Origin of the sequence: Alteromonas gracilis (assembly GCF_043642145.1) — a bacterium.
Classification (GTDB): domain Bacteria; phylum Pseudomonadota; class Gammaproteobacteria; order Enterobacterales; family Alteromonadaceae; genus Alteromonas; species Alteromonas gracilis_B.
Genome location: NZ_JBHZRZ010000002.1, coordinates 228,673 through 245,506, shown reverse-complemented (window position 1 = coordinate 245,506; position 16,834 = coordinate 228,673). Strand labels below are relative to the sequence as shown.

At 43.7% G+C, this 16,834-nt stretch carries 12 protein-coding genes; 6 read left to right on the top strand and 6 right to left on the bottom strand.

The window, feature by feature from the left end:
- The first annotated feature begins 90 nt into the window (after positions 1-90).
- The 4 genes from ACHUFN_RS05190 (at position 91) to ACHUFN_RS05175 (ending at position 4,669) form a co-directional block, all read left to right on the top strand.
- A complete protein-coding gene (locus ACHUFN_RS05190; RefSeq protein ID WP_394221241.1) occupies positions 91-2,127 on the top strand; it encodes an aminotransferase class I/II-fold pyridoxal phosphate-dependent enzyme in 2,037 nt (678 codons plus the stop codon).
- A gap of 93 nt (positions 2,128-2,220) precedes the next feature.
- Positions 2,221-3,009 carry a TrmH family RNA methyltransferase gene (locus ACHUFN_RS05185; RefSeq protein ID WP_394221240.1) on the top strand — a complete coding sequence of 263 codons (789 nt, stop codon included), beginning with the start codon at positions 2,221-2,223 and terminating at the stop codon, positions 3,007-3,009.
- A 40-nt stretch (positions 3,010-3,049) separates the two neighbouring features.
- Positions 3,050-4,054: a ribosome biogenesis GTPase YlqF gene (gene ylqF / locus ACHUFN_RS05180; RefSeq protein WP_394221239.1), complete on the top strand. Its 1,005-nt coding sequence runs from the start codon at positions 3,050-3,052 to the stop codon at positions 4,052-4,054.
- A gap of 393 nt (positions 4,055-4,447) precedes the next feature.
- A complete protein-coding gene (locus ACHUFN_RS05175; RefSeq protein WP_394221238.1) occupies positions 4,448-4,669 on the top strand; it encodes a helix-turn-helix domain-containing protein in 222 nt (73 codons plus the stop codon).
- A gap of 113 nt (positions 4,670-4,782) precedes the next feature.
- On the opposite strand, the gene ACHUFN_RS05170 is transcribed toward ACHUFN_RS05175, so the two are convergent.
- Positions 4,783-6,066, bottom strand: coding sequence for a pectin acetylesterase-family hydrolase (locus ACHUFN_RS05170; RefSeq protein ID WP_394221237.1), 1,284 nt, complete (start codon positions 6,064-6,066; stop codon positions 4,783-4,785).
- A 341-nt stretch (positions 6,067-6,407) separates the two neighbouring features.
- Between ACHUFN_RS05170 and upp the strand changes: the two genes are divergently transcribed.
- Entirely contained in the window at positions 6,408-7,037 is a 630-nt protein-coding gene (gene upp / locus ACHUFN_RS05165) for a uracil phosphoribosyltransferase (protein WP_394221236.1), read from the top strand.
- Between the two features lie 182 nt (positions 7,038-7,219).
- Positions 7,220-8,245 (top strand): LacI family DNA-binding transcriptional regulator, encoded by a 1,026-nt coding sequence (locus ACHUFN_RS05160; RefSeq protein WP_394221235.1) that lies wholly within the window; start codon positions 7,220-7,222, stop codon positions 8,243-8,245.
- A 62-nt stretch (positions 8,246-8,307) separates the two neighbouring features.
- Here the strand turns inward: ACHUFN_RS05160 and ACHUFN_RS05155 are convergent, their stop codons facing one another.
- The 5 genes from ACHUFN_RS05155 to ACHUFN_RS05135 form a co-directional block, all read right to left on the bottom strand.
- Positions 8,308-9,810, bottom strand: a complete 1,503-nt coding sequence (locus tag ACHUFN_RS05155; protein WP_394221234.1) for a tryptophan halogenase family protein — start codon at positions 9,808-9,810, stop codon at positions 8,308-8,310.
- A gap of 88 nt (positions 9,811-9,898) precedes the next feature.
- Positions 9,899-12,802: a TonB-dependent receptor gene (locus ACHUFN_RS05150; RefSeq protein ID WP_394221233.1), complete on the bottom strand. Its 2,904-nt coding sequence runs from the start codon at positions 12,800-12,802 to the stop codon at positions 9,899-9,901.
- A 324-nt stretch (positions 12,803-13,126) separates the two neighbouring features.
- On the bottom strand, positions 13,127-13,705 hold the full coding sequence (locus ACHUFN_RS05145) for a thymidine kinase (RefSeq protein WP_394221232.1): 579 nt from the start codon (positions 13,703-13,705) through the stop codon (positions 13,127-13,129).
- Between the two features lie 2 nt (positions 13,706-13,707).
- Positions 13,708-15,729 (bottom strand): putative bifunctional diguanylate cyclase/phosphodiesterase, encoded by a 2,022-nt coding sequence (locus tag ACHUFN_RS05140; RefSeq protein WP_394221231.1) that lies wholly within the window; start codon positions 15,727-15,729, stop codon positions 13,708-13,710.
- A 360-nt stretch (positions 15,730-16,089) separates the two neighbouring features.
- Entirely contained in the window at positions 16,090-16,815 is a 726-nt protein-coding gene (locus ACHUFN_RS05135; RefSeq protein ID WP_394221230.1) for a hypothetical protein, read from the bottom strand.
- Between the last annotated feature and the right edge of the window lie 19 nt (positions 16,816-16,834).

The window sequence follows — 16,834 nt, the reverse complement described above, 5'->3', positions numbered from 1 at the left end:
TACACGACACCAAGCCAATTCAGCGTTACACTAATTTTAGGTTCTTGGATTAAAGAGCGGAATGCTCACAATTTACTACATGGTTGTTGAATGCGCCCACACTTGAAAATTCTTGTTATAGAAGATGCTGTTGATTTACTGGAACAAATTACCTCTAGCATAGGTAACACCATTACGTACTTTGACAGAAGCGATGTTGAGATTAGCTTGCTTGAAGCCAACACGGTGGCAAAAGCACTGCAGTTTGTTCGCGAAGATGGCGACATTCAAGCGGTAGTTTTTAGCTGGGATGTGGTTGCCAAAGTGGAAGAGCTGTCAGAAGGCGCGCTATTTGACCAACTATCTGGCGAAAAGGGCCTGCTGGCTGACAATAATGCTGAGCCCAACGGTGAAAGTGAAAAGTATGCAACGGTAGCGAAGAGCCAATCTCCTGCTAACGCAACGGTAGAGAACAACGCAAGAGTGATCGATGCAATTAAGCGCATTCGCCCAGAGTTGCCAGTCTACGTACTAGGTGATGCAGTGAAAGGCTTAGACATTGTAAATCAAGCCAACGGCATTGAGTCTTTCTTTTATCGCAACGACATTATTTCAGACCCAGAATCTATTCTTGGTTATATCATCAACGACTTCGACGATCGCAACGAAACACCGTTTTGGACTGAATACAAAGACTATGTTGTAGAGTCGAATGACTCGTGGCATACGCCTGGTCACAGTGGTGGCGCGAGTTTTAGAAACTCGCCGTATATCAGCGATTTTTACCGCTTTTTTGGGCGCAACGTTTTTGTAAGCGACCTTTCAGTAAGCGTCGACTCATTAGGGTCGCTGTCAGATGGCACCCATGCCATAGGTAAAGCGCAGGCCGCAGTTTCAAACACCTTTGAAGTGCGCCACTCCTACTTTGTGACCAACGGCTCTTCAACTTCAAACAAGATAATCTTGCAAACGCTTCTGCGCGAGGGCGATAAAGTGATAGCCGACAGAAACTGTCACAAGTCGGTGCACTACGGGATTATTCAAGCGCGTGCTATGCCAGTGTATTTAGACAGCGTGTTTAACCCTGAATACGGTATATTTTCACCGCCTAAAATGGCGCAGATAAAATCACTTATTGAAGAGAACACGGATGCCAAGCTTATCGTACTTACAGGCTGTACTTACGATGGTTTGCTTACCGACTTAAAGCAGGTGGTGCAACTAGCGCACAAGCACGATATAAAAGTGTTTATTGATGAAGCATGGTTTGCGTATTCCCTGTTTCACCCTGCTTTGCGCGACTACTCAGCCATTGCTGCTGGCGCAGACTACATAACGCATTCTGCTCACAAAGTAGTGTCTGCGTTCTCGCAAGCATCATTTATCCATGTGAATGACCCAGACTTTGACAAAGATTTCTTTAAAGAGGTTTTTGCCATACACACCAGTACATCACCCAAGTATCAGCTCATTGCGTCTCTTGATGTGTGTCGCCAGCAGTTGGAAATGGAAGGGTACAAAATCCTTAATGAGTTGCTAAGCAACGTAGCAGAGCTTAAATCGCAAATGGAGAAATTCAAGCGGCTTAAAATACTGTCGCCAAGCGATTTTAAAAATATGTTCTCGCATTTTGAAAGCGACAATATTGGCCACGATCCGCTTAAAATTCTTATTGATGTGTCGGCGCTAGATTACTCCAACCAAGAAATTCATCGATTCTTAATGGACGAAGTGGGGCTGGAGATTGAGAAATTCACCCACAGTACAATTTTGGTGTTGCTCACACTAGGTGGAATGCGCTCAAAAATCGTGAGGCTTTACAATGCATTGAAACGCCTTGACGATGGGGCGGTGAATTTAAATAAGCGCAAAAGCAAAAGCCCGCTTCCGGCAGACATTCCGCCAATTCACTTAGACGATTTGCCGTCAAAAGCGTTTTTCAGCCCTCGTGAAGCTATTGCGTGGCAAAACAGTGTTGGGCGAACTGCCGCAGGGCTTATTACGCCTTACCCTCCTGGCATTCCTTTAATTGTTCCGGGGCAAAAAGTTGAACAAGCGCACATTGATTACCTTCAAGCACTGGCAAGTCAAAAGCTTACCGTACAAGGCATTTACGACGGTGAAATTTACGTGGTTGCTGAAGAATAAGCGCATGCCGATGTTGGCAAGATGCAATGTCATCTTGCCTTTTACTCAACTTACCTTACACTTGCGCCGAAATTGACGAAAAGGGCAGTGCAAATGAAACTAAGTGATGTGAAAAAGCTCCATCAAAAGAAGTATAGAACGCAGTTCGGATACTATTTGGTAGAAGGTGAGCACTTAGTATTAGAGTTGCTTAATGTTGCACAGCAAAATAGTCAACAGATCGGCGACATCACGCTTTACGTTACGGCCGACTACGCGTCTTGGCTAGAACAACACGGTCGCACGAGTTTTCAACAAATGCGTGTTGAAACCGTATCGTCGCAACAAATGCAGCAACTAAGCGATACCAAATCCCCACAAGGGATCATTGCCCGGGTTCCGCTTCCACCTGCAATTATCAGCACTGAGCCTGGCGAAAAAAACAGTAGCGGGGAAAGCCAATGCAAGAACCTTCGCAAGTACATTTATCTTTATGAAGTGCAAGACCCAGGCAATTTGGGCACGATATTGCGCACCCTTGCCTGGTTTGGCAACTTCACGCTGCTACTAAGCCCAAATAGTGTAGACCCTTATAATTCTAAGGTGGTGCGCTCTAGTATGGGGGCTATCTTTCATGTTGATCTTGAGCTAAACGTACCACTAGAAAATTTAGGTGAGCGGTTTGAACGGTTCGCCTTTTTAGATATGAATGGTGAAAAAATCACTTCAAAAACGTTTAGCGATTATCAGTGCTACTTGTTTGGTAATGAAGCGCGTGGCGTGCCAAAAGAAGCGCTCTCGCAACTTAACGCTACGGCTTATACCATTAAAGGGAGTGGCAAAATAGACTCTTTAAATTTAGCCAGCGCCGTCAATATTTGCACTTACGAATTATGCCGCTAGATACAGCGTTTAGAACACGATTACGATAGGAAATAAAACCATGGCACTACAATGGTTCCCTGGGCATATGCATAAGGCCCTAAAAGAGATTAAAGAGTCGCTAAGTCAGGTGGACATTCTTATAGAAGTCCTTGATGCGCGTATTCCTTATTCAAGTGAAAACCCTGAAATAGCGAAAATTCGTGGCGACAAACCCTGCATTAAAATTCTAAACAAATACGATTTAGCAGACCCAGAAATAACCGCACGTTGGCAAGAAAGCTTAGAGAAAGAGCGCGGGGTTAAAACTATCACTACATCCAGTGATAACCCAGGCAACAGTAAGCAAATTATGCAGCTAATTCGCAGTATTTGTGGGTACAAAGAAGGCCAGCCTAAAGCAATTAAAGCAATGATCACGGGTATTCCGAATGTGGGGAAATCAACGCTTATCAACATTTTGGCCGAGCGTATTATTGCTAAAACGGGAAACGAGCCTGCGGTAACGAAAAGTCAGCAGCGTATTAACCTTGGCAGTGGAATCATTTTGTTCGATACGCCAGGGGTACTATGGCCAAAGCTTGAAAATCCGCATTCTATTTATCGATTAGCCTCCTCTGGAGCGGTAAAAAACACTGCTATGGAATACGACGATGTAGGTTTTTTTGCCGCTGATTATCTAATTAAAGCCTATCCTGAGGTAATGAAAGAGCGCTACAAGCTTGATGAGTTGCCCGATACAGAAATTGAGTTTTTAGAAGCCGCTGCGAAAACCCGTGGGGCCATTCAAACTGGTGGACGGGTCAATCTTCATAAAATTTGCGAGATTCTGCTTAAAGAACTGCAGTCGGGTAAGTTAGGGCGAATAACCCTTGAGACCCCAGAAATGCTAGAGGTTGAAAAGGAAGAAATGGCCTTAGCAGCAGCGAAAAAAGCAGAAGCAAAAGCCAAACGGAAAGCTAAGTTTAAAACGGGTTCGTTAACACCAGATAAAAAAGACCGAAAAGAGAAGCGAGAAGAAAAACGGCAAGAGCAAAGTCGCAGAATGCGCAAAAAGCCGCGCTAAAAACACGCAACACTTTCCCTTTTGGAAAGTTATTGCTATTGCTTCCTGCCATGGTATGGTTAAGGATAGTTGCTACAGGGTGTTTAAGGTATTGAGATACCGCAGCCTTTTAATCGACTCATTTACGGGTAAAGTAAGTTAACTTAAAGACTTCGGTTTAGTCATGCAGCGTTAACGAAAACGCCGTTAGTACAAGTACATTGTGAAAAGAGAATTATCATGCAAAACGTTTCAACAGGCTATTTTTATAATTTTAATTACTGATTGCACCTGACCGTCGGTGTTCAGGGGCAAGTATTGGCTTCTGGGCACTGCAGATAGAACGTTTCGCAAAAGCCCAGAAGGTATCACCATCTGGGCTTTTTTAATGCCCGAAATTCTCGGTAAAAAACAATGAAAGAACTCACATTAGGTGACATTAGAAAGCAACACAGAGTGAAGCAAGAAGTCGTTGCAATGGCGTTATCAGTGACAGCGTCTGGAGTTAGCAAATTAGAGTCGAAACGCATACAAGACGTTTCATTGCAGCGGGCTGCAGCTTACTTAGCTGCGGTTGGCGGAAACATGAAAATTGAAGTAACCATGCCAGATGGCGCTACCCTACAAGTAGGGTAGCGTTAAACGTAAAGTGTGCGCTCAACAGTGCTGCATTAGGTGGCTATCGCAGCAGCATTTTTTAAAGCGAACACTCTACTTTAAGGTAAGTTTGGCATTATTGATGCCAATGCTTACTGATAGTAAGCCGCACTATTTTCTCTGAATCGGCGCGACGTGGCGAACGTGTGTAGCCACTCATTGAATGAGATTCCACGTGCACTTTGCTCGTTATAAAATGGGCTAGGTGAAGATACAGGGAATGCGTTGTCTTCACAGAAATCGTTTAGCACCATGTGACATGTTCCCGCGCCTAAATAAAATTGATAGTTCCAAGTAAATGCAGAAAGAGCATGAACTGACGCATTTGCCTGAAGCTGCCAGCCAAGTATGTAACCTAAATCAGATTCTGTAACGCCCCAAGTGGTTGGGTCTAAATTCCCTTTCGATACTTGATCAGATATTTTAGAGAATTGAATTTGAACAAAATCAGTGCCGGTTGAGTATTGTGCAAAGCGATTCCATGGGTATTGGTAGGCCAATCGCAACATTACCTGCTTATTAAGTTTAAAGTGGTTAAAATTACCAATTAATGATTGGAGGTTGCGAGGAAACGAATTCTCGATTCCCCATGGGCCATGATAATTTAGAACAGTTTGTACAAATCCTTTGGAAATAACACCAAGTGATGCATCTGTAAAGAGAGCAACTTTAGTGCGGCCAAACAACGATTGAAAGTAAGGGAAGTTAAATGTGGCTCCGTAGCCACCGGCACTACTTCCGCTCAATAATACTTTTTTCGGTTTAAGCTCGTCACTTTGCAACTTGTCTTTAATCCACTGCATAACAACCAACGCATTATCGTGACCACGGTGTCTTAGCGTCACTTCTGCTCCAGGAACACCTGTAACAATGCCAAGCTCGTCAACATAATCGGTGTCCTTAGAACCTAAGTGTAGGTCGCCAGTACAGTAGGGAATGAAAACTTTCGACCATGACTGGAATGGGTTTTCTTCGGTATCTTCGAAAATGCCACCTGATATAAAAGGGGTATTTTCAATGACTGCCGATGGGTTGTAAGCCGCGCGCGACATGGGGTTGTCGTCGAACTCTAACTGCATCGAAGCCAAACAGGTAGCGCTATCCCAACACGCACCACCGCCGTTGAAATAAATAAGTAAATTGTCACTTTCGCCCTGCTCATAGTAAAACGAGAACGGGTTAGGCGTTAAACCTTCTGGCCCAGGTAATGCGGGAAGCGAACATGATGGATAAACTGTCTTTTCGCCTTCGCCGGGAACAGAAACGGTAACTTCATTATCGGGAATCACCTGCTCCCATTGAGCAAAGGCGTTATGGGCAGAAAAACTGAGTGCCACGGCAGCAAAAAATCGAATACGTTTAGCGTAAGAATGCATAAGCAATTCCTTTTGAAAAAGGTCAACATGGGTTGGAAAAATGAGTTTTAGTTGGGCTTGGATGAATGAGCTGAACTTCCTGATGCTCATTCAAATGATCTTTTTAGCACCTATTTGTGTTGCAAACGGCGGCACTAATAATGACTCGATCGGGTTAGACACCGTTAGATGTGACATGCGATTGTCTATAGCCTAGGCTCTAGATTAAAGCATTTATTAGCGCTGTCTAGATGTGTGGAGAGGATTTTAAAGCAACGAGTACGCATATTTTTACGACTAATCGCTTTAACAAAAATACACCTTGGGTAAAATATAGCTAAATCGATTACAAGGAGTCTCACATGGCTGTTCACGAAATAACACACCCGCTCATTGCGCATAAATTAGGGCTCATGCGATACGCCAAAATCAGCAGTAAGGATTTTCGCGAGCTTGCATCTGAGGTGGGAAACCTTTTGACTTATGAAGCTACGCGAACCTTGCCAACTGAGCGCGCTACGATTAAAAGCTGGTCAGGTGATGATGTCGAAGTAAGGCAAATTAAAGGTAAAAAAATCACTGTTGTCCCTATCCTTAGAGCGGGGCTAGGCATGCTCGAAGGGGTACTTGAGTTAATTCCTAATGCAAAGATAAGCGTGGTAGGGCTTTATCGTGATGAAGAGACACTTCAGCCTGTCGCTTATTTTGACAAAGTAGTGAAAAACATTGACGAGCGAACGGCGCTAATTGTAGACCCGATGCTTGCGACTGGCGGGACGCTTATTGCCACAATAGACTTGTTGAAAAAGAAAGGGTGCCGCAGAATTATGGGGCTTTTTCTTGTTGCCGCGCCAGAAGGAATAAAGGCGGTAGTTGATGCTCATCCCGATGTGGAAATTTTTACTGCTGCAATTGATGAGAGATTAAATGATAAAGGCTACATTCTGCCTGGGTTAGGGGATGCTGGTGACAAAATTTTCGGAACTCGATAAGTTTGGGGTTTTCTGAAAATTAAGTTGTTAAGCATTTTGTTACATATCTTTGTCAATAAACAGCAAATTTAATAAATTAAACGTTTAAGTTAGTGGTATAGTCAAAGGGTGGTCAGAGCGCACGCTTTCTACCCTTTGTTGTTCTTGAATTAGGGTATTGAGTTTCGTGAAAAGAGCTAATAATGAACAAAACAAAACTTACCCTAAAGGATGTTGCCGAGCAGTTGGGCGTCTCGACAGCAACCATTTCTAATGCTTTCAATCGTCCAGATCAATTGTCTAAAGCGAAGCGCGAAGAGATTTTAGCCCAATGCAAAAAGATTGGGTATAGCGGACCCAACAAGGCAGCGCAAATCCTTAGAAAAGGTAAATCTAACATTGTTGCGTTGGTGTTAGCTGATAGCATCTCATATATGGTGAGTGACCCTGTCGCCAGCACCTTCATAAAAGGCGTATCTTCCGCGCTTCAAAATACAGGCAAACATTTACTTCTATACGCCGGTGACTCTGAAAGTATTTTAGATGTTGTCGACTTTGTAGATGGTTTCATTTGCTATGGCCAGCCTCGAAATAACAACCTAGTAAAAGAGCTAGCTGTGTTGCCCAAACCTGTTGTAACCGTCGACTTTGATATTGAAGATAAACCATCCATTAATATCGACAATGAAGAGGCGGCTTATCGCGTTGCGTGTCATGCGTTAAACGAAGGTGACAATGTTGCTATATTTGGGCTTCGCCTTATCGACTCTCCCTCTACTTGCCGTGTTTACGATAGCCCGCTTATCGCTATTGAAAGCTCAATCGCTAACAGAAGATTGGATGGCTACTTAAGAGCAGCAAAAGAGAAGAATACCCCCATCAGTAATGAGCGAATATGGCATCTGCCAGAAAGTGATAGACACTTTGCAAGGCAAGCTGCTAAAGAAGCGCTTACGTGCTCGCCTAGACCCAATGTAGTGCTGTGTATGAGTGATATAATTGCTTTAGAGTTGCTACATCTGGCACTTGATATGGGCATTAAGGTTCCCGAGGAACTTAAAATTACTGGCTTTGATGGTATTGAAGAAGCTGAGCGAGCACGTCCAAGCTTAACAACGGTTTGCCAGTCGAGTATTGAAAAAGGTGTTGAAGCAACGAAAGCGCTTCTCGAACAGGTATCAACGAAGAGTATGCTTTCTTTCGAGTTGAGAGAAGGCGAAACGGTTTAAGTCGAACTCCTTGCGAGGCAAGCTCTTACGTAATAAACGCAAGAGCTTGTACGCACTAGCTTTTAGCTTGCATTAAAAAGTGATGATTGCTTCTCGAAATTCAGTGAGCAGCGGTTAAAAAACGCGGCGAGTTTCTTTTCTTCAAAAAGGTCGCCTTTTTCTTTTAATGTAGCCGGTTGGTTCGGTGCCGGCGGTGGAAAAATACCGTATCCAGACAACAAGCAGTGCCACGAGGTTGTACTGAAATGTTTGCCTATACCCTGTCGTTTTATTTCCTGTACCACGTCTCCTTTCCGGTACCACACGTCTAGTACGCTAAGTAAAGATTCGGATAGATTCATATTCGCTCTGTTATCTACCCAGTATTGGCTGTCGTTTCTTCCGTTTAGCTTGTAGTGACAAACGATGTAGTCTCTCACGCGCTCAAAGCGCTCAGTTATTTCTTTATTGAACGCTTTTTGTTGTTGAGAGTTGTCTGAGCTTAACGAATAGTTGCCTAGAAATAATTCTATGCTTGTTTGAACAAGGTGAAGTGCGGTTGCTTCTAATGGCTCAATAAAGCCTTGTGCAAGGCCTAAAGCTAGGCAGTTTTTCTCCCAATGCTTCTCACACTGGCCCACTCGCATGGTCAAATGCTTTGCCTCAATATCTGCATCTTCAAGGCCTAGCGTTTGACGAAGTTCAAGTTCAGCATCGTCTTTATTCTGATAATGCTGGCTATACACATAGCCGTTTCCTGTTCTGTTGCGAAGGGGAATTTGCCAGCGCCACCCATTTGACATCGCGATGGACTCGGTCTCAACGGGTAGGCTAGAAATTGGAGGGGTAGGTAGCACCACAGCGGCATCGTTAAACAAATTACTTTTGAACTCGTTAAAGGGTATACCTAGTGTTTTTTGTATTAACAGGCCTGTAAACCCTGTGCAGTCTACAAAAAAGTCGCCGTGAACTTGTTGTCCATCTTGGCAAGCTAAATGTGAAATTGCGCCTGACGGAGCAGTATGCACAGCTTCAATGTTCCCCACTATGTGAACAACACCAAGTGACTTTGCGCGTTCTCTTAAAAACTGACCTAGTTTTAACGAGTCGAAGTGGTAACCATATTCAATGTCAAAGGGGAAATTGTGCGAGGGCAGTGGAGCAAGGTGTTTCTTAGCTAAATACCCCGCGATAAGAAACTTTTCAGGATCGGTTTCGACATCTAAGCCAAGTCTCCTGGTTAAGGAGTTAATGTGAAAAGCGCGTTCGCTAAACACATCAAGTTGGCTCATAAATGGGTGAGAATAACTTTGTTTATCGTTGCCAGACCAGCCCGTAAATTTGATGTTTACCTTATAGGTTGCCTGACATTGCTCCATCCATTCGTACTCAGGTATGTCAAGTGTTTGAAAGAAGCGCTTTAACGTTGGAGTTGAGCCTTCGCCAACGCCCACGGTTCCTATATCTTCTGATTCAATTAGCGTTATCGAGACAGGTTTATTTGCCCAATGATTGGCTAATAAGTTTGCAGCCATCCAGCCCGCGGTGCCGCCTCCAGCGATAACAATTCGGTGTGGTGTTGTCATTTAAGACTCTATAAAAGTGATAGGTGAGAATTACAATAACAAAGAAAAGTATCGCTGCCATGCTAATACATGGCAGCGGTTAACTACATTAATAGAAAGAGTAGTTAAGGTTTAGCATGTAGTAAGGGCCAAACTCCCGTCGAAGTGTCACAATACCATTACCATCAATGGTTTCTTCTTCTTCATCGGTAAGGTTTACGCCTTGTAGAGCTACCCTCAAGCCTTGCAGATATTCAATGCCGCTATCAGCAAAATCGTAGCTGATTTGCGCATCTACCTGCGTTACCGCATCTCGGGTAGCTGCCTCAATTTTATTTGAGCCACCACGCTGATAAGTTAAGAATTCAGAACGGTCAGTTGCCGCAATCCTAAATTCAAACCCATCCATTTCATAGTATGCGGTTACACTGTAGGTATTGTCAGATTGTCCTGGAATGGCAGTGCCATCCTCAAGCTCTGCATCGAGGATAGTGGCAGACGCAGCAAAACCAAAACCATCCAATGAATCTGATAGCATTCTTAATGGAATATTGGCGGTTAGCTCAACCCCTTTCATTTCACCTTCAAGGCCATCTTCAAAGAACGAGAAGAAACCTAAGTCAGGTGGCGTTACCACATCGCCTGCTTCATACGGTGTGTCTTCTGGGCCATAATTACCTGCGGTGTCGATGACTCTGTCATGGAAGCCTGGTATGAAGTAGTTGGCTCCGTCGCTTGTCGCGTCATTTGTGAAGTCAATGAGCTGGTTTCCATCACGAGTCCAGTTAACTAAGTCTTTGTAGAATAGCGCTACAGACACATAGCCTTCGCCTTCAAAGTAGTTCTCAAATGAAATGTCGAAGTTGTTTGCTTCTAAAGGGCGAAGGGTTGGGTTACCCGCAAATTTAGACCAAGGCGAGCCATATTCGTTAACGGCAGCTTCAGTGTTAGGCGTGGCGATTAGCTCGATGTTTTGGTCGAACTTAACAAAACCAGACGCTTTCATTTGGTCGATACGTGCGCGGCTAATGGTTTTGGACGCGGCTAGTCGTAGATAACGGTTTTCTTGAAGTTCTACGCTTACGTTTAAACTTGGTAAGAAGTGAGAGTACTCGTCGCCTTCTGTAATAATACAGTCAGCGTCCACAACTTGGTTGTTATCGTCATCGCATACCGCAAAGTTTTCACCAACAATGCCGATAAAGCCCGTAGAACTTTGATCGGTCTCTACGTACTGTGCACCCACGTTACCTTTTACATTAAAGCCCTGTACTTCAGTTTCAAAGTCTAACTGCGCGTATAGCGTTATGACTTCTTCATCTACGGTATAGGTGTCGCCTAAGCGATCCGGCTCTAACAAGCCAGCATCATTAAGGGTATATTCGCCGTCGTTATATGGCGCAAAACCATCATAAGCAACAACGTATCCCATGCCTGCCCAGGTAAGGTCGGCTAAACCGTTGTAAAGATACTGCTCTGGAATACCCTCAGATAACGGGTAAGACGATGCCGTGGCGAAAAAGCCTTTGTTGTCTTTGGCTTTGAATCTGTCGCTGTAGTTCACACCCGCGGTAAACGTGTTAAAGATACCCCAATCAACGAAGCCGACAGTTTCAAGGCGAACAGTGGTGAGTTCTTCTTCGAAATCGGCAAAGTTAAGGAAGCCATCTTGAGCGTTTAAGAAGTTATAAGGTTGGCCATTGGCTTGCAGTACGTCGGTAGCAAATTGGTCTGCAATGTTAGCCATACCGCCGCCCCATGCTTGTGGGCCAGCAAGCTGAAGTAGGTTAGGGTCTGAAAACGCATCAAGACCACTGCTGCCGGTAAAGTTAATACCGCTTGTGCTCATTTGGAATTGACGAGAGCCAAGTTGATCTTCAGTAAGTGCGCCTGAACGAGCTAGGCCTGCATAAGATTCGCCGCGCAAGTCTCGCTTTTCAGACTGGCTATCTGCAACATCTAATGAAACAGACCAATCATCGCTTACGTCATACTGAATGTTCAAACCAAACGTTTGAAGTTCACCGTCTTTCTGCGCTGGGTCGGTACGCAGTACCGGGTTAGCGTTAATTTGCGTGCCTGAATTGTCAGTGCCAGTACCTGTTATATTCGCCGCTGCAAAGGGTTCGATAAAACCACGAATAACCCCTGAATCTGAATAATCGATGTCTAGCGCATCAAATACAATATCTAGGCGATCAGTAGGGCGCCATTGTAAAATAGCTGAGATTGTATCTCGCTCGAGTACGCGGCTAATGGCCTGCGTGTCTAACCCTGTTGGGGTAACTTGGCCTTCATCGTTTTCACCATAACCCCAAACGCCATATTTTCTCTCGTTTCTAGGTGATTCTGTAGACGCTATGGCAAGTGCTAGCCCTACCGTGTCGTCGGCGAACTTCTCTACGAACGAAAGAGCAAAGCGATTTCCTGTGTTATCAAATTCAGGGTTATCTGAATCGTTACCGCCTAACTCATAAACACCCGTTACAGTAAGGGTTTCTTGCGCTGCAAGAGGGCGTACGGTTTGTAAGTCAACAGTACCACCAATACCCTGAACAATAAGCGATGCATCGGTGGTTTTGTAAATAGTTGCACCTGTCATAATTTCTGCAGGATACAAATCGTATTCTACGCCTCGGTTATCGCCTATACCGATAAGCTCACGGCCGTTTAATGACGTACCGGTAAAATCTTCTTTGAAGCCACGAACCGATATACCAGACGTTCTTCCGCCTACTCGCTCACCAGACAAACCAGGAAGACGCGCTAGTGATTCTGCAATAGAAGCATCTGGGAGTTTACCAATATCTTCAGCAGACAATGCTTCGACGATTGAGTCGTTGTCCATTTTTACTGCTTGAGCACGCATTAACGAGCCGCGAATACCTGAAACTTGAATGACCTCTACTTGTTCATCATCTGTAGATTCTTGTGCAGTTACAGCACCACTGTGCAATGCTGCTGTTATAGAAATAGCGATTAACGCAGGTTTAAATGTACCGGTGTGCTTCATAGCTTGTACCTTGCTGAGTGTGTTAAACAAAGGTTTTATTATTTACAACGCATTAACAATAGTAACTATTGGAGGTATAAGCAAGACTTTTCTTAATTGTTTAAGAAAAAAATTTAAACGATTACTGCCGTAGCTATGGCTAGAGTTATAAATTCAGCTTAATGGTTTTACAGAAAGTTAAAACGACGGAGAAATTTCAAGATGAGCAATTTAATGGGTAAAGAAATAAGCGTACTTGAAGATTAATCTAGGCTATCACGGTGTATAGCCTAGTAGTTGATAGTTGTATTCAATGAGAAATTAAATTTTTGGTTTTATAACAAACTAGTTCCAAACCAGCTCTTTGAAGTGTTTTCGACACATCGATTCATAGGTGTCGTTACCGCCAATCTGCACTTGATCGCCATCTTTGACAGCATTGCCATTTTCGTCTAACCGCACCACAAAGCTTGCCTTCCTGCCGCAATGACATACTGTTTTCAGCTCAGATAACTTATCAGCCCAAGCAAGTAAGTAATGACTTCCTTCAAAGGTTTCCCCTAGAAAGTCCGTTCTTAAGCCATAAGCGAGCACAGGAACATCAAATTCATCAACAACTTCTACAAGCTGCCTAACTTGTTCCTTAGTTAAAAATTGTGCTTCATCAATGAACACACAGTCGGGTTTACGCTGTTCGCAGTCAAGACGGATAGATGTATATAAGTCATCGTCTTTTGCATAAAGTTTTGCATCGGCTTGCAGACCGATACGAGATGTTACTTTTCCTACACCGTAACGATCATCTAGAGCAGCAGTATAAATAATAGAGTGCATACCGCGCTCACGGTAATTATAGGCCGATTGAAGGAGTGATGTAGACTTTCCTGCATTCATTGCAGAGTAATAAAAATAAAGTTGAGCCATGGTTATGAGTAGTTTTCGTTATACCAAGAAATAAGGTCGTTGGCGCTCATGGGTTTGGCAAAGTAGAAACCTTGAAGATAATCAGTGCCGAGCTGAGAAAGATGAAGCTTCTGTTGCTCGGTTTCTATGCCTTCTGCAATGGTTTTACAGCCAAACTCTTTCGCCATCAAAAGTGTTGCTCTTATTATGGTATCACTCTCTTCGGAGCTATTCTGTATAAAAGAACGGTCAATTTTAATAAAGTTAAATGGCATAGACTGAAGTCGGTTTAAAGAGGAGTAACCAGTGCCAAAGTCATCTATTGAGATTTTGACATCGCGCGAGACCAGCTCGTTTACTCTTTTGTTGACTAATTCGGTGTCGGTTGCAAATACGCTTTCAGTAATCTCAAGATAGAGCCGTTCAGGGCTAATCTGCGTTGACTTAAGTGCGCTGTCTAACGTTTTGAAAAAGCTGTCGTCGAGTAATTGTGCAACCGACACATTGATTGACATGGCAAGCCCAGATTTAAATTGCCAGTGAGAGAGGTCTATAAGCGCTCGGTTTAACACCCATGCGCCTATTTCAGGCATAAGTCCGCTTCGTTCAGCAAGCGGGATAAACAACGCAGGAGAGATAACTTCGCCATCGCAGTTCCATCTCAGTAGTGCCTCTACCGAGGAAAGCGAGTTACTGGCAACGTCTATTATGGGCTGATAAAAAACGGTAAATTCTCGGTTATCTATGGCCGAGCGCAAACGCTCGCAAAGGCGCTGTTCTCGTTTAATTTCCTCGTGGAGTGTTTCGCTAAATACCCCAATAGAGCCACGATGCTTGCGCTTCTGATCGTACATGGTTAAGTCGGCTTGTTGTATCAAGTCAACAGCACAGTCTCCGTGGGCCGGAAACATGGCAATTCCAATTGTGGCGTCTAACGTCACTTGATTGTCATGGGCGATGATTGGAATTGTTACCCCACTGCGCATAGCGTGAGCTACCGCTTTTGCTGTGTCGACGTTAGCGTAGGGGATAACGGCAACAAACTCGTCGCCTCCCCACCTACCTAAATGATTTTCTTCCGTGTAATTACGCAGTCTTGCAGCAATTTCTACAAGAACAACGTCACCAACTTTATGACCTAAGCTATCGTTCACTTGTTTGAAACCATCTAGATCAATGAAAAGTAACGCAAGTGTATTTTCAAGGGCGCGGGTAGTGTCAATTAGGTTGTTTAAGTGCTTAAGAAAACCGTTGCGATTTAACAGGTTTGTGAGGGGGTCTTTATTTGAAAGACGGTATAAGTCGGCTGTCCTTCGCTCTACTTCAGCTTCCAAGTTAGCGTTAGACGCATCTAACTTTTCGTTTGATGCAATAAGCAACTTGTTCACTTTTTCGGTTTCTATACGCTCAATTTTCATCTGTTCCATAAGGCTGTTGTTCTTAGCCTTGAGATGAAGAGTACTCACAAAAAAACGGTGATAGCGAAATGCACTGATAAATATACCAAACCAAAACACTATGCCAAGTATTCCTAAAATGAAAAACTTTCCGCTGTTATCGGTTATTGCGCATAGCGACATGGGAACGAGTAGGGCTGTGCAGTAAAAACTGACTAGATGTTTATTGGGTGATAATACAGTACCTGCACCACCAGCCATTGCAGCTAGCACTATCATTGTTGCTGCTAGTTCGACGGTAGCCATCGATGAATAAAATAGCACAGCATACAACGCCCAAATACTTCCAGTGATATATAGCCCAGCAGAAAATCTTATCAGCGCGGGGCGAGGGTTGTAAGGCTTACCTGAGAGGTTTATGCGCCAATATAGAGCATCTACAAGCCGAATTAATGAAACGCAAACCATCGCAGCCCAAACTTGAAGCTTTAGTGTAAATGTTGAAGGGGTATCGTTTCCAAAGAAAAAAACAAGACCAGAAAAAGCGAAAACAGTCATCAAAAAGCCGACAAAACTGTTGCCGATTAGCATATCTGTTGTATCTCTTTCGACTTCTGTCTGTGATATCGATTCTTGTTGAATGTTCAAATGTACAAAGCCTATGTAACAGGTTCATTCAATAGCATTGAGCTGCTTAAAAACACTGCGGTAATCGTATTGGATTATGCATTTTTATATAAACATTAACGCACTAACTGATTGTAGTATAGGTTAAATACTGTACTTTTGATGCGAACGCCTCTAAAGCGCGAGAAAGGTCATGGTTTAAATGTATTTAATAATCAGTAAAACACCTTAGCGCATACTCATCGTGTAAGGCGTTGCATATGCCTTCTGTTACGTTTGGGCTATGGATAAACCCCTTGCTATGCAAAGCGGCTTGAAAGGTTTACCAAGCGTAAGAGGTTTAACCACTGTCACGCGCGTCGATATTGGAACTCTTCGCTTTTATTTATCCAATGAGCTTTGCAAGTTTAATTGCTTCGCGATTGCGGCAGACAAGCTCTGCATTAAGTAAGCATGTTTTTTATTGATAACGTGAACCAATCTATGTTCAACAAGTGGAACAACCTCTACTCCTGATTGCTTGAAAATTGATTCTTCGGAATGGTCACTGGGCAAAATGGCATAGTCGAAGCGGCCGCTTAGCAATAAATATACGACATGATGAAAATCATCAAACTCAAAGATATTGGCATTTAGCTCAGCGGGCTTGGCGCCCATGTTAAAAAAGAATCGCGTGGTAACCGCAATGGCTTTGTCAGGATTGTTGATAACTTCTCTACCACATTCTGCGCCTCTAATGCAAAGCAGGTATGAGGCCCCTTGTGACAGTGCGGGGGGCACAATAATTATATTGCTGCCGTCCTCGGCAACAACATCATAGCGAATAACGTCTGCGTCGGTCATTCCCTCGTTTAGCAATCGTAAACCTTTTTCACCGCCAACCGACTCAAATTTTATGTCTTTACCTATATCACGATACGCTCGCTCAATGAGTGGTCTATAGTAACTGATAACTCTGGGGTGATTAACATATCCGACAACGTAAAGGTCATTATTGCCAGCCTCGGCGATGTCTCCATCACACGCTTGAACAGAAAGAGAATAAAAAGAAATCAGAAAAAAGAGAAGCAAAGCGTTTTTTGTGAGTAAAACAGACGCTGTCTCCACAACATTAATCCTTGTTTAA